Here is a 14,426-nt window from a genome sequence, read left to right on the forward strand (position 1 = left end):
GCGCGGCGACCCCCTCTGGCCGCTCTGCGGCCATCTCCCCCTCAAGGGGGGAGCTTCGCCGTCGGCTCCCGCCGTCTTTTTTTGGCCCGATCTTGTCTTCAAATGTGCGTCTGTCATTGGGTAGAACGCAGCGCGGGGGTTGCATCATGCGGTTGATATGGACGCTTCTGTTCGCGCTCGCGGGCGGCACGGCTTTCGCGGCCTCGCCTGAGGACGACTATATCGCCGCGCGCGACAAGGCGATTTCCGACATCGCGACACTGGAGAGCTCGAACGCTCAAGTGGAAGCGCTCGATGCCGCGAATACCAAGGCGCAGGCCGATCTCGAAAAGCGTCTTTCGGCCATTCTCGGACCGCTTTCGGTCAAGGATTTTCCGGCAACCGGCACCATCAATCTGGAAAGCCTGAGCGCCTCCGATATCGGCTTCGGCATGCTCGACGGGCTGCGTTACGCCAAGAGCGACGAAGGCCCGAGCATCGTGGCGACGACGCGGGGGCTCGCCGACCGCTGGCTGCAGTCCAGGGCCGACGGGGACGATGAAAGCCTCAGGCTGCCCACCAGCCTCGACGAGGCGCTGAAGCTCGACGGCTTCTACACCCAGGCGATCGGCGCCGATGCCGCCTTCGTGAAGACGCTCGACTTTCCGCTGAAGAAACCGGAAGGCGCCGATATCGCCGTCGCCCGGCTCGGCGGCTGGACGCAGGATGTCGGGCCTATCTACGACCAGCAGGTCGTCATCGCGGTCGTCAAGGGCGACCGCGTGCTGATCGCCGAGGCGCCCGCATCACCGCCCGTGCCGAAGATCGCGGCCTGCGAAGCCATTTGGACCACGGCGGACGCGACCGCCCAGAAATTCCAGGAGACCTATCAGGGCTCGGACCTCAAGGACCAGCAGGCCTATGATTCCGCCAATGCCGCCTGGGAAAAAGGCGACGGCGACTATCGCGCCTGCATGGCCGCGCGCCTGCCGGGCGATCCGGCCTTCCCGGCGCTGCTTGCCGAGGCGCAGCAGCTTGCCGACCATATGGCCGGCAAGTAAGGGCTTACCGGCCTTCAGCTCGCGTTGGCACGCATGCTACGCCGGTTGTTGCGCCGCGCGGTCGGGCGCGCGGCCTCCGCGATGATGCCGTTGGTTATGGGCACGACGTCCTTGCGCGACCTGGCATCCGTCACCCTGTGCAGCCGCTCGTAGGGCAGCAGCTCCTGGATGCGGGCATTGAGCGTCACGATCTCGGCGCGCAGATCCTCGCATTCCTGCTTCTGGATATCGAGCTGGATCTGCTCGGACGCCTGCTGCAGGGAAAGCTGCGAGAGATTTGTGCTGACCACCGACAGGTTCTTCTTGTCCATTTCGCTCTCGTTCCTGAGAACCGCCAGCCGTTCCTCCGCGATCTGCCGTTCGGTCACGGCATCGTTCAACTGCGCCCTGAGCCTCGTCATCTCGGCCGCGGCTTCGGTCTTGTCGTTCGAGGCCTGCTCCAGCCGCGATTGCAGCTCCTGGATCTCGGAACGCAATCCGCGCATCTCCGCCTGGCTCCGCGCCAGCTCGGCCGCCCCGTCGCTTTCGGCGATGCGGGCTGCCTCGGCCACTTCGGCAAGCTTGGCCTGCGTCGCCTCCAGCGACTTCTGCAGCCGAGCCTCCTCCTTTTCGTGGCTGCCGATCTGGGCCATCAGCTCGGCAATGCGCGCGGTTTCGTTGGCGTGGGTCGCCGAGAACTCGTCGAACTTGTGCCGGGCCTCCGCCTCGCGCTTTTGCGCCTGCTCCAGGTCGACCGAAAGACCGACCTGCTTTTCGCGCAGCAGCTTGTTCTCGGCGGCACGCTTGTCGGCTTCGACGGTCTTGGCCGTCAGCGTCTTGACGATCTCGCCGAATTCCGCCTCGCGCCTGGCGCTCTCGTTGCCCATCTCGACCAGCTCGAGCCGCACCGCCGCAAGCGCCTCGCGCAGCGCCTCCCGGTCCTGTACCAGGCTTGCCTCGCGCTGCTGCCAGGCCTCGGCCGCGCCGTCGCGTTCGCGCTGCTTCCTGGCGGCATCGAGCAGTTGTTCCGACATGGTCTTGTGCTCGGCGCTCAGAGCGGCGTTCGCCAGCTCCAGCTCGTTGGCGCGCAGCGCGTCGCGATGCAGGACATTCAGGATGTCGCGCGTCATCTGATGCGCGGTGGCGATTTCCGCCAGCCTCGCCTCGATCTCCTCCAGATGGCCCTGTCCGTCGCGGAAAAGCCCGGAGACCGCTTCCAGCGCGGCCAGCCGCGTCTGGGTATGCGGCGTCAGCCGCGAGGCCACCGCCTCGGGCTGGCTCTCGGTCGGAGGATCCTCATCGCCCGGCGCCGGATCGGCGACCATGTCGTCCTCACTCGACGTCTGTTCGTCAGCCGCAAGACATTCCTCGAAAGCTTCCGCCAAATCCGACTGAAGCTCTTGAAATTCCTTGTCTACGTTTTCGGCCCGCTTGATCAGGGATTTGAAATTCATAACGGCACACCTCTTACGCTCACACCCGCCGTATTAATTAACGAATTGCTAATCTAGCCCTTTGCATTCCGTACGGGAACCCTCTCCAAAAGACGGAAGAAATTAAGGTTATCGCACCTTTCCAGAGGCTTGCGCGATGTTCCGCCAGCGACATCTGCGCCAAGCGCGGTAAGTGGTTCCAGTGGAGCAGCGTTCGGCGGAACGACATCGACGCGCGTTGCATGGCAGTGCCAGCCCGGCTCGCGTAAGAGGCAATCATCCCACGCTGTCGTCAGCACCCGCGCCAGCGTCGGCCGTTCCGTATGGCGGGGGTTGTTGCCATCAGTCCAACCCCCGCGCCGTAATATCAGCTCTTGATTTCGATACGCTTGGCCTGCGACTGCGCCTTCGCGGTCTTGGGCAGCGTAACCGTCAGCACACCGTTCTTGAAGCGAGCATCGATCTTGTCTTCTTCGATCTCATAGCCCAGCGGGATGCGACGCTCGAAGCGACCATAGACGCGCTCCGAGAACTGCCGTTCCTTGTCCAACGTCTCAGAGCGCTTTTCGCCCTTCAGCGTCAGCACGCCGTCATCGAGCAGGACCTCGATGTCCTGCTCCTCCAGGCCTGGCACTTCGGCCGCCACCCTGATCTCCTTCTCGTTGTCGGAGATCTCGACGCTCGGCCAGCCGCCACCGAGGGCCGAGACGCCGCCCAGCGACGGGATGCCGGGGCCGAAGCCGCGGAAGACGTCGTCGAACAGCCGATTCACCTCGCGATGCAGCGACAGGAACGGATCGCGTTCGCCATCACGAAAGACACTCGGTAGCTGGTTGCCATTGCTTCGGCCCCAGGGAATCAGATCACGGACACTCATTGCTTTCCTCCTTTCCGTTCGTCCGGAAGACAATGCCTCAAGCGCCGGGACACATCACCCCGGCGCTCCGCACGTAGCGCCGAGAAGAGGCCTCAGGCGGCCTGTTTCTCTTCGATCTTTTTCGTCGCGGCTTTCGGCACTGCCTTGTCCGCCGCGATGTCGATCCGGCGAGGCTTCATTTCTTCCGGAATCTCGCGCTTGAGATCGATCGTGAGTAGGCCGTTGACGAGGCTGGCACCGACGACCTTGACATGGTCGGCAAGCTCGAAGCGGCGCTGAAACGCGCGGCCGGCAATGCCGCGATGCAGGTACTCACCTTTGTCTTCGCCTGCCTTCTGACCAGAAACCATGAGCATATTCTGCTCCTGGGTAATGGCCAGTTCATCCTGGCTGAAGCCCGCCACCGCCATGGTGATGCGATAGTCGTCTTCGCTTGTCTTAGCGATGTCGTAGGGTGGCCAGTTATCGGCGGTTTCGATACGGCTTGCCGTCTCGAGCGCACTCAGCATTCGATCAAAGCCGATGCTCGACCGGAACAGGGGAGAGAAGTCGAAACTGTTTCTCATAGCTACATCCTCCATTGAGCAACATAGATACGAGGAGCGCCAAGGACGCGGCGCTCCTTGACCTTGCCGGCCTATTGCAAGCGCCGGCGAAAATCGATTTGGGAATTGATTTCCCTTGCGTCAAGGGGCCTGAGCCGTTCAGCTTTGCACCAAGAACCTGCGCCCGGGACCCGCCTTCAATGCATGGCAATAGCCCATCTAAGGGTCTTACAGGGCGATGGTGGGCGGCGCGCACGAAGAAGTGCAGCGCCCTCGCAGCGCCCTCAAAGCCGCATAGTCATCGTAGAAGATGTCATGCATCCAGGCGGTCAATAATTTGCCGACGGTTACCCGTGCGCGTCGACTGCGCGGCCGCGGCGTCCAGTTGGCATAGCGCATTCATGATCTGATCGAAGGAGACCGGCAGATCGCTTCCCGGAGCCAGCCGCAACGCCGGGACGGATTCAACGGCACAGGCATCCGAAGCCCAGGACGACAGGATTGCCCGCTTTTCCTGAAGGTCAAGGGTGTCGTCCTTCACGACCTCGTCGGGGTGCTTGAAATGCCTTGCCGGCGACAGCAGCCGGTCCAACGCAAGGTCACATGTTTCGGGAACAAGAGAAGGGATTATCGGCGAGACATCCTGTCGGTTCATCTGGTCCTCCGTCTTCCAAAACTCCTTTCGACAGCTTCAGCTTCAATGCGCAGAGGGCGCTCGAATGATTTTGTTCCGCCTTCCGGAAAATTCAAGCGGAGAAGCACCGTACCCGTTCTGATTAGGCTCATGTTTTCATGGCATTAGCACTCGCATGGCGTGAGTGCTAAAAATTTTTTCGCGGCCTCTTGAAAAACCAGAAAGGGCAAAACCACATCCACATGCGCGCGATGCCGAAAGGATCGCGAGCCCTGCTCCGGTCCTTCCGGTCCGGAGTGGAGGAACCTCTCAAAATCTGTTTGTCCCGAAGGAGAACGATATGAAGTTCCATCCATTGCATGACCGTGTTCTGGTCCGCCGCGTCGAGGCAGAGGAGAAGACGGCCGGCGGCATCATCATCCCCGACACAGCCAAGGAAAAACCGCAGCAAGGCGAGATCATCGCCGTCGGTCCCGGCGCCCGCGACGAAAGCGGCAAGCTCGTCGCCCTCGACGTCAAGGTCGGCGACCGCATCCTGTTCGGTAAGTGGACCGGCACCGAGATCAAACTCGACGGCGAAGACCTGCTCATCATGAAGGAAAGCGACGTGATGGGTGTGATCGAACAGACATCCGCGCTCGGAAAAGCGGCCTGAGCCGGCCCAACTCTATCCGGTCAACGAAAGCTGCCTGCTGAAGGAGTGTTCCAATGGCTGCCAAGGAAGTGAAGTTCCATTCCGACGCCCGTGAGCGCATGCTGCGCGGCGTCAACATCCTCGCCGACGCGGTAAAGGTGACCCTCGGCCCCAAGGGTCGCAACGTCGTCATCGACAAGTCGTTCGGCGCCCCACGCATCACCAAGGACGGCGTCACCGTCGCGAAGGAAATCGAGCTCGAGGACAAGTTCGAGAACATGGGCGCGCAGATGGTGCGCGAGGTTGCATCGAAGACCAGCGACATTGCCGGCGACGGCACGACCACCGCGACCGTTCTCGCCCAGGCCATCGTCAAGGAAGGCGCCAAGGCCGTTGCCTCGGGCGTGAATCCCATGGATCTGAAACGCGGCATCGACAAAGCAGTCGAGGCTGTTGTCCAGGAGTTGAAGACCAACGCCCGCAAGGTGACCAGAAATGACGAGATCGCCCAGGTCGGCACGATTTCGGCCAATGGCGATGCCGAGATCGGCCGCTTCCTAGCCGAAGCGATGCAGAAGGTCGGCAACGAAGGCGTCATCACCGTCGAGGAAGCCAAGACCGCCGACACCGAGTTGGAAGTCGTCGAAGGCATGCAGTTCGATCGTGGCTATCTCAGTCCGTATTTCATCACCAATCAGGACAAGATGCGCGTCGAGCTGGAAGAGCCTTATGTGCTGATCCACGAGAAGAAGCTCTCAAATCTGCAGGCCCTGCTCCCGGTGCTGGAGGCGGTGGTGCAGTCCGGCAAGCCCCTGCTGATCATCGCAGAGGATGTCGAGGGCGAGGCGCTGGCGACGCTGGTGGTCAACAAGCTGCGCGGCGGCCTCAAGGTCGCGGCCGTCAAGGCTCCGGGCTTCGGTGATCGCCGCAAGGCCATGCTGGAAGACATCGCCATCCTCACGGGCGGCACCGCCATCAGCGAGGATCTTGGCATCAAACTGGAGAACGTCACGCTGGAAATGCTCGGTCGAGCCAAGAAGGTAGTGGTCGAAAAGGAGAACACCACGATCGTCGACGGCGCCGGCAAGAAGGAGGAGATCCAGGGTCGCGTTACGCAGATCAAGGCGCAAATCGAGGAGACCACCTCGGACTACGATCGCGAGAAGCTGCAGGAGCGTCTGGCCAAGCTTGCCGGTGGCGTCGCGGTGATCCGCGTCGGCGGCTCGACGGAGGTCGAGGTCAAGGAGCGCAAGGATCGCGTCGACGATGCCATGCATGCGACCCGCGCCGCGGTCGAGGAAGGCATCCTTCCGGGTGGCGGCGTGGCGCTGCTCAGGGCCGCCAAGGCGCTCGACGCGGTGGCCGTCGACAACCCTGACCAGAGATACGGCGTCGACATCGTGCGGCGCGCCATTGAGGCTCCCGCTCGCCAGATCGCCGAAAACAGCGGGGCGGAAGGCTCGATCATTGTCGGCAAGCTGCGCGAGAAGACCGACTTCGCCTATGGCTGGAACGCCCAGACCGGCCAATATGGCGATCTCTACAGCCAGGGCGTCATCGACCCTGCCAAGGTCGTGCGCACCGCGCTGCAGGACGCCGCCTCGGTCGCCGGCCTGCTCGTCACCACCGAAGCGATGGTGGCCGAGAAGCCGAAGAAGGAAGCCGCGCCCGCTATGCCCGCTGGGGCCGGCATGGACTTCTAAGACGCTGACCAAAGGCCCGCACCCAGCTTCGGGAGCGGGCCTCGTGCGACAGATTGGGAGGCCATCATGGATGCGATGAGCGGTACCGGCCCGGTCCCGGCACCGACACATAAGCCGGGCGAGTTCCTCGCCTATGAGGCGGAGTGCCGAAACGCCCTGCAGCCGCAGCTTGCTGCATTGCTCGACGCGGCCGAAGCCGCCGGCTGGAGACGCCGTACCGCCGCCTCGACGCTGATGTTCCTGGCGGCGCAGCAGGTGTCGGCGACGGCAGGCGCTAAGGGCTGAATAAGGAACTGGGCCTCGTCCCGCCAGGCGGGGTCCTTCGTCAATTGCACCGCATCGATGACCGCATTCGATACGGGCATGCTGAAGGAGGTTACTGTGATTGCGGGACGTTTGCGTGAATGCATGAAGGTGCTGAGGTGGGACGCCGTCGACCTGGCTCAGGAGCTCAACCATCCGCAAAGCGAAGTGGCACGGTGGGTCGACGGCCGTGCGCGGATACCGCTCGCCGTTGGCGCCTGGATCGAGGCGCTGGTCAAGGCCCACAAGGCGCTCCCGCCGCCGGGATTGCTCCAATCCAAAGCCGTGGCGCACACCGGGCCGGCCGCGGCGGTTCAAAGCCTCGAGGCCAATATCCTCAACCATCCGGAATCGCACGGCATCGTGCTGCTGCAGTCGCCCTATCCGCGTCGCCATGCATCCGGGGGACTTCGCCCCGGCCCGATGGCGGTGCAGTCGAAAGGAGGTTCGGACCATGGCCCACGACCACTTTGAAGAACCTGTCACCATTCTCGTCGGCATGGGCTTGCCAGTAAGGCTCGAAACCGTGATGGAGGCGCATGCCCTGCTTCAGGACTGGCCTTCGGCGAACAGGAACAGCGCGCATGAGATCGCGCTCAACGCCTGCAAAGCCGGCATTGCCGGGGAGATCGACGCGGAAACGGTCAGGGCAACCCTTGTTGCCTTCGCGCGCCGCCACGATATTCTGGTGCCGGACATAGTTTCGCAGGCGCCAGCGGCGCTGGCGGGCGGTACCCTTAGTACAAACAGCAACGGCTGAAAGATTGATGACCCTCCGCGCGCAGGCGCGGCGGATAGAAAGACTAGCGCAGGAATTCTGAATGACGACGGATACAAAGACGACGGAAACCAGGACATTCGAGGCGGACGTCTCGCGGCTGCTGCACATGATGGTGCATTCGGTCTATTCGGACCGGGACGTCTTCCTGCGCGAGCTGATCTCCAACGGCGCCGACGCCTGCGAGAAGCTGCGCTTCGAGGCGATCACCCGCCCCGAGCTGCTGGGCGAGGACGCAAAGCCGCGCATCACCATTTCGGCCGATCCCGACAACAAACAGCTTGCCGTCGAGGACAACGGCATCGGCATGGGCCGCGACGAGATGGCCGAGGCGCTGGGCACCATCGCCCGCTCCGGCACGCGCGCCTTCATCGAGCGCGTCGAGGCCGGAAAGGCGAGCGAAGACTCGGCACTGATCGGCCAGTTCGGCGTCGGCTTCTACTCGGTCTTCATGGTGGCCGATCATGTCGACGTGATCAGCCGCCTGGCCGGCAGCGAGGAAGCCTGGCGCTGGTCGTCCGACGGCAAGGGCACCTACGAGATAGCTTCCGTGCCGCTTGCCGCGGCGCCGAAACGCGGCACGCGCGTCGTGCTGCATCTGATGGAGGATGCAGCCTCCTACACCACGCCTTACCGGCTGGAGGGGCTGGCCAAGTCCCACTCCGGCCATGTGCCGGTGCCGATCGCGCTTGTCGAGAAGCCGGGCGCGGAGCCGCGCGACATCGCCGACGGCACTGCGCTGTGGGTACGGCAAAAGAGCGAGATCAAGACGGAAGAATACACCGACTTCTACCGCAGCGTCGCCGGCCAGTATGACGAGCCGGCCGCCACCATCCACTTCCGCGCCGAGGGCCGGCAGGAATACAGCGTGCTCGCCTTCGTGCCGGGTTCACGGCCGTTCGATCTGTTCGACCAGGACCGCAAGGGCCGCATGAAGCTTTATGTGCGGCGCGTCTTCATCACCGACGATGCCGACGTGCTGCCGCGCTACCTGCGCTTCGTGCGCGGCCTGGTCGATTCCGCCGACCTGCCGCTCAACGTCTCGCGCGAGATGATCCAGGAAAGCCCGCTGCTTGCCGCAATCCGCAAGGGCGTGACCAACCGCGTGCTTGGCGACCTCGCCAAAACAGCCGAGAACGATGCCGAGGCTTATAGCAAGATCTGGGAGAATTTCGGCGTCGTGCTCAAGGAAGGGCTCTACGAGGATTACGAGCGGCGCGAGCAACTGCTGAAGCTTGCCCGCTTCCGCTCCACCACCTCCGGCGAAACCCTGCGCAGCCTAGCCGACTATGTCGCGGCGATGAAGGAAGGGCAGAAGGCGATCTTCTTCATGGCCGGCGACGACCGCGCCCGGTTAGAGGCCTCGCCGCAGCTCGAAGGGTTCCGGGCGCGCGGCATCGAAGTACTGCTTTTGACTGATCCGGTCGACAGTTTCTGGACGACGATGGCGCCGGAATTCGACGGCAAGCCGTTGAAGTCGGTGACGCAGGGTGCCGCCGATCTGTCGGAGATCCCCCTGCTCGACACCGGTTCGAAGCCGGATGCCGAAATCTCGTCCGAGATCGCGACCTTCCTGGCCTTCGTGAAGACGGCGCTGGGAGACGAGGTCTCGGATGTGAAGGCCTCCGATCGGCTCACCGAAAGCGCTGTCTGCCTGGTCGCGCCGGAGCACGGCCCCGACCGCCAGTTCGAGCGGCTGCTCAACGCCGCCGGCCGCCTCGACAAGGCGGCCAAGCCGATCCTCGAGATCAACCCGCGGCACGAGCGGGTCGCAGCACTCGCCAAGCTCGGGGTCGAGGAGCGGAGCTTTAAGGAAGACGCCGCGCATCTCCTCTATGACGAGGCGCGCGTGCTCGACGGCGACAAGCCGGCGGACGCCAAGGCGTTCTCGGCGCGGCTTGCGAGGCTGATCGAGCGCGGGTTGGCGAAGGGATGATTTGGCGGCCACGGCTCTCCCGCCAGGAAGAGTGCGCCGCCCCTCACCTTTGTCATCCTAGGGCGAAGCAAGGAGCGTAGCGACGCAGCGCAGACCCTAGGATCCATGCCATAGCCTGTGAGCGTTGCCGCGGTCCAGAATTCTGACCTGCCGCATTCCTCGGCAACCGTTACGGCATGGATCCTCGGGTCAAGCCCCATAGGCGCTAACTTAGCAATCGATGTGCGATGGCGCGTCGTCGTCGGGGTGGTTCGCGCAAGCGGTGGAGCAGCAGGTCGAGGGAGATCAACCTGGTAGGCCCCAGTAATACAGCCATCGAGATGTTGGAGATTGCCAAGGCCACGAGACGCCAGATCGGCAGGGCGGATCGGTTCAGGCGGCCAGGGGGAGAGAGTCCGGCGCCTCGGGATCGAGGGCCGGCAGGTCATCTTCGGCCAGCAGGGCGGCCAGCAGAGCGGTGTTGATCCACAGGCGAGCCAGGTCGGGATCCTTTGCGCGGAGATCTTCCAGACCCACCAGCGACTTCATGCGTTTGAACGCCAGCTCGATCTGCCATCGCAGACGATAGGTCGAGGCGAGCCGCTCAGGCGGCCAGTCATCCGGCGGCAGCGATGTCAACAGCACCAGATAGCCGGCCATCTCAATGCCGGCCTGGCTGGGTTTGTATCTCGCCTTGGCCGCCAAACGGCGCGCCGCTCGTCTGGCCTTCTCAGCCGCCTCGGGCGGCATGGGCAGGATCACCACCCGAGCGGGTATCGCGACCCTGGACTTGCCGTCCTGGACGCCCACCGAAAGATCGAGCACGCCCTTCTTGCCCGCTTCACGGCACAGCGCCAAGCGATCCAATAGCCGGCCTTGGCCATCCAGCAGGCGTGGATAGTTTGAAGGGGCACGAACCAGAAAATCAGCCCCTGCCTCGATTACCCGAGCCAGATCGTCGGCCTTGGGCGTGGGCACGGTCGGCGATCCGAAGCTCTCCGGCCCTGGCGCCGCGCGACAGCCGCTCGGCTTCATGGCGATCCGTGACCTCCACCGAACAGAGCTTCAGCGTTGCAAGATCGAACACCGTGTGCACCATCCAATAAACCCGCTTGGGACCAGGCGGCGCAACTACCGTGGCCCACCACCGCCATCATCCGCAGGCCTCCGTACAAGCCGGCGAAGGCTTCGGGGCAGCGCTCGGCAAGCAATTCCGAAACCAGGCCGCCCACCCAATCAGCACTGGCCTTCAGACGCTTCAGCATCGCCACGTCCGACATCGACGCCACTCCCCGCTGCTCGGCCCAACCAGCCAGCATCCGAAGCGAGAAGCGACCCAGCACATAGGCAAAACACAGCCGCAGCAGGTCAGCAGCGCTAGCCACCTGCCGTTTGCGCAGCAGCGCCCCAGCCTCCCGCGCGCTGGTCTCCAACTCTTCTGCCGAGCCCAATCGTCCGACCAGCTCGTCCCAATCCAACGCTTGCAGCGAATCGCTCATAACCACGGTGAATCACTCACCACGATCACCGTCAAGCCTAAGTTAGCGCCTATGGGGTCAAGCCCGAGGATGACGACCGGATAGGCGACGACTGCCATCGGCAGAGGCCGCGTCGCTCCTAGGCCTTTCCCCTACCCGCGCAGTCCCGGCGCTTCCTGGCCGGTGCGGGCGACATACTCCGTGTAGCCGCCGCCATAGGTGTGGATGCCGTCGGGCGTGAGCTCCAGCACGCGGTTCGACAGGGCGGCCAGGAAATGGCGGTCGTGCGAGACGAAGAGCATGGTGCCTTCATATTGCGCCAGCGCCTCGATCAGCATCTGCTTGGTCGCCATGTCGAGGTGGTTGGTCGGCTCGTCGAGCACCAGGAGGTTCGGCGGATCGAACAGCATCAGCGCCATCACCAGACGCGCCTTCTCGCCGCCTGACAGCACGCGGCACTTCTTCTCGATCTCGTCGCCGGAGAAGCCGAAGCAGCCGGCAAGGGCTCTCAGTGGCGCTTGGCCGGCCTGCGGGAAATTATTCTCCAGCGTCTGGAAGACGGTGCGCTCGCCGTCGAGCAACTCCATGGCGTGCTGGGCGAAATAGCCCATCTTGACGCTCGGCCCGCGTGCGACGGTGCCCTCATCCGGCTCGGAACCGCCGGCGACCAGCTTCAGCAGCGTCGACTTGCCGGCGCCGTTGACGCCCATCACGCACCAGCGCTCGCGGCGGCGGATCTGGAAGTCGAGGCCCGAATAGATCGAGCGGCTGCCATAGGATTTGTGGATGCCCTTCAGCGTCGCCACGTCCTCGCCGCAGCGCGGCGCCGGCTGGAACTCGAAGGCCACCGTCTGGCGGCGCTTCGGCGGCTCGACGCGGTCGATCTTGTCGAGCTTCTTGACCCGGCTCTGCACTTGGGCTGCATGGGAAGCTCGCGCCTTGAAACGCTCGATGAAGGCGATCTCCTTGGCGAGCATCGCCTGCTGGCGCTCGAACTGCGCCTGCAGCTGCTTGTCGGCCAGCGCCCGCTGCTCCTGATAGAATTCGTAATTGCCGGAATAGGAGGTCAGCGCACCGGCGTCGATCTCGATGATTTTGGAGACGATGCGGTTCATGAACTCGCGGTCGTGCGAAGTCATCAGCAGCGCGCCGTCATAGTCCTTCAGGAATTTCTCCAGCCAGATCAGGCTTTCGATGTCGAGATGGTTGCTCGGCTCGTCGAGCAGCATGACGTCGGGCCACATCAGCAGGATGCGGGCGAGCGCGACGCGCATCTTCCAGCCGCCGGAAAGTTTCGCGACGTCGCCGTCCATCATTTCCTGGGAGAAGCCGAGGCCGTCGAGCACCTCGCGAGCGCGGCCGTCCAGCGCATAGCCGTCGAGCTCCTCGAAGCGGTGCTGCAACTCGCCGTAGCGCTCGATGATCTGGTCCATCTCGTCGGCGCGGTCGGGGTCGCCCATGGCGTGCTCGAGCTCGCGCATCTCGGCGGCCACCGCACTGACCGGACCGGCGCCTTCCATCACCTCGGCGACGGCGCTCATACCACCCATGTCGCCGACGTCTTGGCTGAAATAGCCGATGGTGACGCCGCGATCGACCGAGACCTGGCCTTCGTCCGGCTGCTCCTCGCCGATGATCATGCGGAACAGCGTCGTCTTGCCGGCGCCGTTCGGGCCGACGAGGCCGATCTTCTCGCCCTTCTGCAAGGCGGCCGAGGCTTCGATGAAGACGATCTGTCGGCCGTTCTGCTTGCCGATGTTTTCGAGACGGATCATGGGGCGGTCCGGGTAAATGCGCTTGGGTGGCGGGATTTGGCCGGGGCATACGCGAATGAGGGTGCGGAGGGAAGAGCGCAAACGCCGCAGTTGAGCTGATCTCCCCCCTGTATGGACTGGGGACATCGCGAACAGGTGTGCGAAGACATCGCGAACAGTTTCCCATGCTAGCGCTGGAACTGGTTGAGGTCGATGGTTTGGATCTTCTGGTGTCGGAAGAAGACATCGAAGACGCCGTCGATTTCGGTCGGCCTGAAGGCGACGACCTTGCCGGCGACGGCGTTGCAGATCTTGAAGGCACGCCCGAACAGCGAGGTCGCTCCCTTCTGCTGGATTTTGCGCAGGAGGTCGCCGGCGGCGTAGTCGAAGGGCGCCACGGTCTCGCAGAAGTCGCGGCCGGAGGGCCGGTAGCGGTCGAGCGGCACAGCGCCGGCAAGGCCGTCGTGCGGGCGCTTGGTGTTGTAGAGATGGCGCCAGCTGTCGAAGGCGCTCTGGGCGTGCTGGAGGCTCTCGAAGGGCGGCCCCTGCAGCGCCTCGGCCTTGAGGGAGCGGTGGAAGCGCTCGTCCTTGCCCAGCGTCTGGGGATGGTAGGGCCGGGAATGACTGATGGCCACGCCCACCTCGATCAGCCAGACGCCGAGCACGGTGAGGTTGTTGCGGCCGCCGTCGCCCCAGGGCGGGCCGTTGTCGATGGCGATGCGCCACGGCAGGCCATAGCGCCGGAACGCCGTGATCAGCCGCGCCTTGACGGTCTCGGTCGTCTCGTCGGAGCAGGCCTCCAGGGCCAGCGAGAAGCGCGAATGGTCGTCGAGCACGGTGAGCGGATGCAGCCGTCCCTGGCGCAGTGGCACATGGCCCTTGAAGTCCATCTGCCACAGATCGTTGGGGGCTTCGTGCTCGAAGCGGATGAAGGGCTGAGCGCCGCCGCCCAACGCACCCAGCTCGACGCCGTTGCGCCGCAAGATGCCGCTCACCGTCGAAGGAGCAATGGCGCCGATGCCGTCGCGCTCGAGCACGCCAGCGATCTTGCGCCCACCCCAGGCCGGGCATTCCTTGCGCAGCGACACAACCGCTGCTTCCAGCGACGGCGGGCTGCGCCGCGGGCTCGACTTTGGCCGCCGCGAACGCTCCGCCAGCCCGGCTACGCCTTCCGCACCAAACCGCGCGATCAATTTGTGCCCGCAGGTTCGTCCGATCCCGAAGCGACGGCACAGCGCGCTCACATTCGCCCCTGGCGCCAGCGCCAGTCTTACAAACTCTTCTTTCTGGCTCATCACGCTCCTGGCCTCGAATGGCACCACGAACCTCCCCGCGCAAAACGCACGAAACTGT

At 64.0% G+C, this 14,426-nt stretch carries 15 protein-coding genes; 7 read left to right on the plus strand and 8 right to left on the minus strand.

The genetic code is table 11. From position 1 onward, the window contains the following. Window positions 1-146 precede the first annotated feature (146 nt). Complete coding sequence (locus QAZ47_RS25320; protein WP_278231175.1) at window positions 147-1,040, plus strand: hypothetical protein; 894 nt, start codon at window positions 147-149, stop codon at window positions 1,038-1,040. A 14-nt stretch (window positions 1,041-1,054) separates the two neighbouring features. Here the strand turns inward: QAZ47_RS25320 and QAZ47_RS25325 are convergent, their stop codons facing one another. From QAZ47_RS25325 to QAZ47_RS25340, 4 genes are all read right to left on the minus strand, one after another. Further along, entirely contained in the window at window positions 1,055-2,473 is a 1,419-nt protein-coding gene (locus tag QAZ47_RS25325) for a hypothetical protein (protein ID WP_278231176.1), read from the minus strand. A gap of 346 nt (window positions 2,474-2,819) precedes the next feature. Continuing rightward, window positions 2,820-3,329, minus strand: a complete 510-nt coding sequence (locus QAZ47_RS25330; protein WP_278203470.1) for an Hsp20/alpha crystallin family protein — start codon at window positions 3,327-3,329, stop codon at window positions 2,820-2,822. 92 nt (window positions 3,330-3,421) lie between these two features. Beyond that, window positions 3,422-3,895 (minus strand): Hsp20 family protein, encoded by a 474-nt coding sequence (locus QAZ47_RS25335; RefSeq protein ID WP_278231177.1) that lies wholly within the window; start codon window positions 3,893-3,895, stop codon window positions 3,422-3,424. Between the two features lie 292 nt (window positions 3,896-4,187). Continuing rightward, window positions 4,188-4,529, minus strand: coding sequence for a hypothetical protein (locus tag QAZ47_RS25340; RefSeq protein ID WP_278203472.1), 342 nt, complete (start codon window positions 4,527-4,529; stop codon window positions 4,188-4,190). A 319-nt stretch (window positions 4,530-4,848) separates the two neighbouring features. Here QAZ47_RS25340 and groES point away from each other — a divergent pair, with 319 nt between their 5' ends. From groES to htpG, 6 genes are all read left to right on the plus strand, one after another. Next, window positions 4,849-5,163: a co-chaperone GroES gene (gene groES, locus QAZ47_RS25345; RefSeq protein ID WP_278076853.1), complete on the plus strand. Its 315-nt coding sequence runs from the start codon at window positions 4,849-4,851 to the stop codon at window positions 5,161-5,163. 53 nt (window positions 5,164-5,216) lie between these two features. Beyond that, a complete protein-coding gene (gene groL, locus QAZ47_RS25350; RefSeq protein WP_278203473.1) occupies window positions 5,217-6,845 on the plus strand; it encodes a chaperonin GroEL in 1,629 nt (542 codons plus the stop codon). A gap of 66 nt (window positions 6,846-6,911) precedes the next feature. Then, the gene (locus QAZ47_RS25355) at window positions 6,912-7,130 is read left to right on the plus strand and encodes a hypothetical protein (RefSeq protein ID WP_278203474.1); all 219 of its coding nucleotides are present in this window, start codon (window positions 6,912-6,914) and stop codon (window positions 7,128-7,130) included. Between the two features lie 57 nt (window positions 7,131-7,187). Then, window positions 7,188-7,622: a hypothetical protein gene (locus tag QAZ47_RS25360; protein ID WP_278203475.1), complete on the plus strand. Its 435-nt coding sequence runs from the start codon at window positions 7,188-7,190 to the stop codon at window positions 7,620-7,622. Then, a complete protein-coding gene (locus tag QAZ47_RS25365) occupies window positions 7,603-7,908 on the plus strand; it encodes a DUF982 domain-containing protein (protein WP_278203476.1) in 306 nt (101 codons plus the stop codon). The genes QAZ47_RS25360 and QAZ47_RS25365 overlap by 20 nt, the downstream gene beginning before the upstream one ends. A gap of 61 nt (window positions 7,909-7,969) precedes the next feature. After that, entirely contained in the window at window positions 7,970-9,862 is a 1,893-nt protein-coding gene (htpG, locus tag QAZ47_RS25370; RefSeq protein ID WP_278231178.1) for a molecular chaperone HtpG, read from the plus strand. Between the two features lie 372 nt (window positions 9,863-10,234). Here the strand turns inward: htpG and QAZ47_RS25375 are convergent, their stop codons facing one another. From QAZ47_RS25375 to QAZ47_RS25390, 4 genes are all read right to left on the minus strand, one after another. Further along, a complete protein-coding gene (locus tag QAZ47_RS25375; RefSeq protein WP_278231179.1) occupies window positions 10,235-10,876 on the minus strand; it encodes a transposase in 642 nt (213 codons plus the stop codon). After that, the gene (locus QAZ47_RS25380) at window positions 10,873-11,340 is read right to left on the minus strand and encodes a hypothetical protein (RefSeq protein ID WP_278231180.1); all 468 of its coding nucleotides are present in this window, start codon (window positions 11,338-11,340) and stop codon (window positions 10,873-10,875) included. The genes QAZ47_RS25375 and QAZ47_RS25380 overlap by 4 nt, the downstream gene beginning before the upstream one ends. A 131-nt stretch (window positions 11,341-11,471) precedes the next feature. Further along, a complete protein-coding gene (locus QAZ47_RS25385) occupies window positions 11,472-13,094 on the minus strand; it encodes an ABC-F family ATP-binding cassette domain-containing protein (protein WP_278231181.1) in 1,623 nt (540 codons plus the stop codon). 167 nt (window positions 13,095-13,261) lie between these two features. Continuing rightward, the gene (locus QAZ47_RS25390) at window positions 13,262-14,368 is read right to left on the minus strand and encodes an IS481 family transposase (protein ID WP_278207931.1); all 1,107 of its coding nucleotides are present in this window, start codon (window positions 14,366-14,368) and stop codon (window positions 13,262-13,264) included. Window positions 14,369-14,426: the final 58 nt, after the last annotated feature.

Origin of the sequence: Mesorhizobium sp. WSM4904 (genome assembly GCF_029674545.1) — a bacterium.
GTDB lineage: Bacteria > Pseudomonadota > Alphaproteobacteria > Rhizobiales > Rhizobiaceae > Mesorhizobium.

Coding starts and splice junctions, on each gene's coding strand:
- QAZ47_RS25320 (WP_278231175.1), top strand. CDS start 147: ATGCGGTTGATATGGACGCTTCTGTTCGCGCTCGCGGGCGGCACGGCT.
- QAZ47_RS25325 (WP_278231176.1), bottom strand. CDS start 2,473: ATGAATTTCAAATCCCTGATCAAGCGGGCCGAAAACGTAGACAAGGAA.
- QAZ47_RS25330 (WP_278203470.1), bottom strand. CDS start 3,329: ATGAGTGTCCGTGATCTGATTCCCTGGGGCCGAAGCAATGGCAACCAG.
- QAZ47_RS25335 (WP_278231177.1), bottom strand. CDS start 3,895: ATGAGAAACAGTTTCGACTTCTCTCCCCTGTTCCGGTCGAGCATCGGC.
- QAZ47_RS25340 (WP_278203472.1), bottom strand. CDS start 4,529: ATGAACCGACAGGATGTCTCGCCGATAATCCCTTCTCTTGTTCCCGAA.
- groES (WP_278076853.1), top strand. CDS start 4,849: ATGAAGTTCCATCCATTGCATGACCGTGTTCTGGTCCGCCGCGTCGAG.
- groL (WP_278203473.1), top strand. CDS start 5,217: ATGGCTGCCAAGGAAGTGAAGTTCCATTCCGACGCCCGTGAGCGCATG.
- QAZ47_RS25355 (WP_278203474.1), top strand. CDS start 6,912: ATGGATGCGATGAGCGGTACCGGCCCGGTCCCGGCACCGACACATAAG.
- QAZ47_RS25360 (WP_278203475.1), top strand. CDS start 7,188: ATGACCGCATTCGATACGGGCATGCTGAAGGAGGTTACTGTGATTGCG.
- QAZ47_RS25365 (WP_278203476.1), top strand. CDS start 7,603: ATGGCCCACGACCACTTTGAAGAACCTGTCACCATTCTCGTCGGCATG.
- htpG (WP_278231178.1), top strand. CDS start 7,970: ATGACGACGGATACAAAGACGACGGAAACCAGGACATTCGAGGCGGAC.
- QAZ47_RS25375 (WP_278231179.1), bottom strand. CDS start 10,876: ATGAAGCCGAGCGGCTGTCGCGCGGCGCCAGGGCCGGAGAGCTTCGGA.
- QAZ47_RS25380 (WP_278231180.1), bottom strand. CDS start 11,340: ATGAGCGATTCGCTGCAAGCGTTGGATTGGGACGAGCTGGTCGGACGA.
- QAZ47_RS25385 (WP_278231181.1), bottom strand. CDS start 13,094: ATGATCCGTCTCGAAAACATCGGCAAGCAGAACGGCCGACAGATCGTC.
- QAZ47_RS25390 (WP_278207931.1), bottom strand. CDS start 14,368: ATGAGCCAGAAAGAAGAGTTTGTAAGACTGGCGCTGGCGCCAGGGGCG.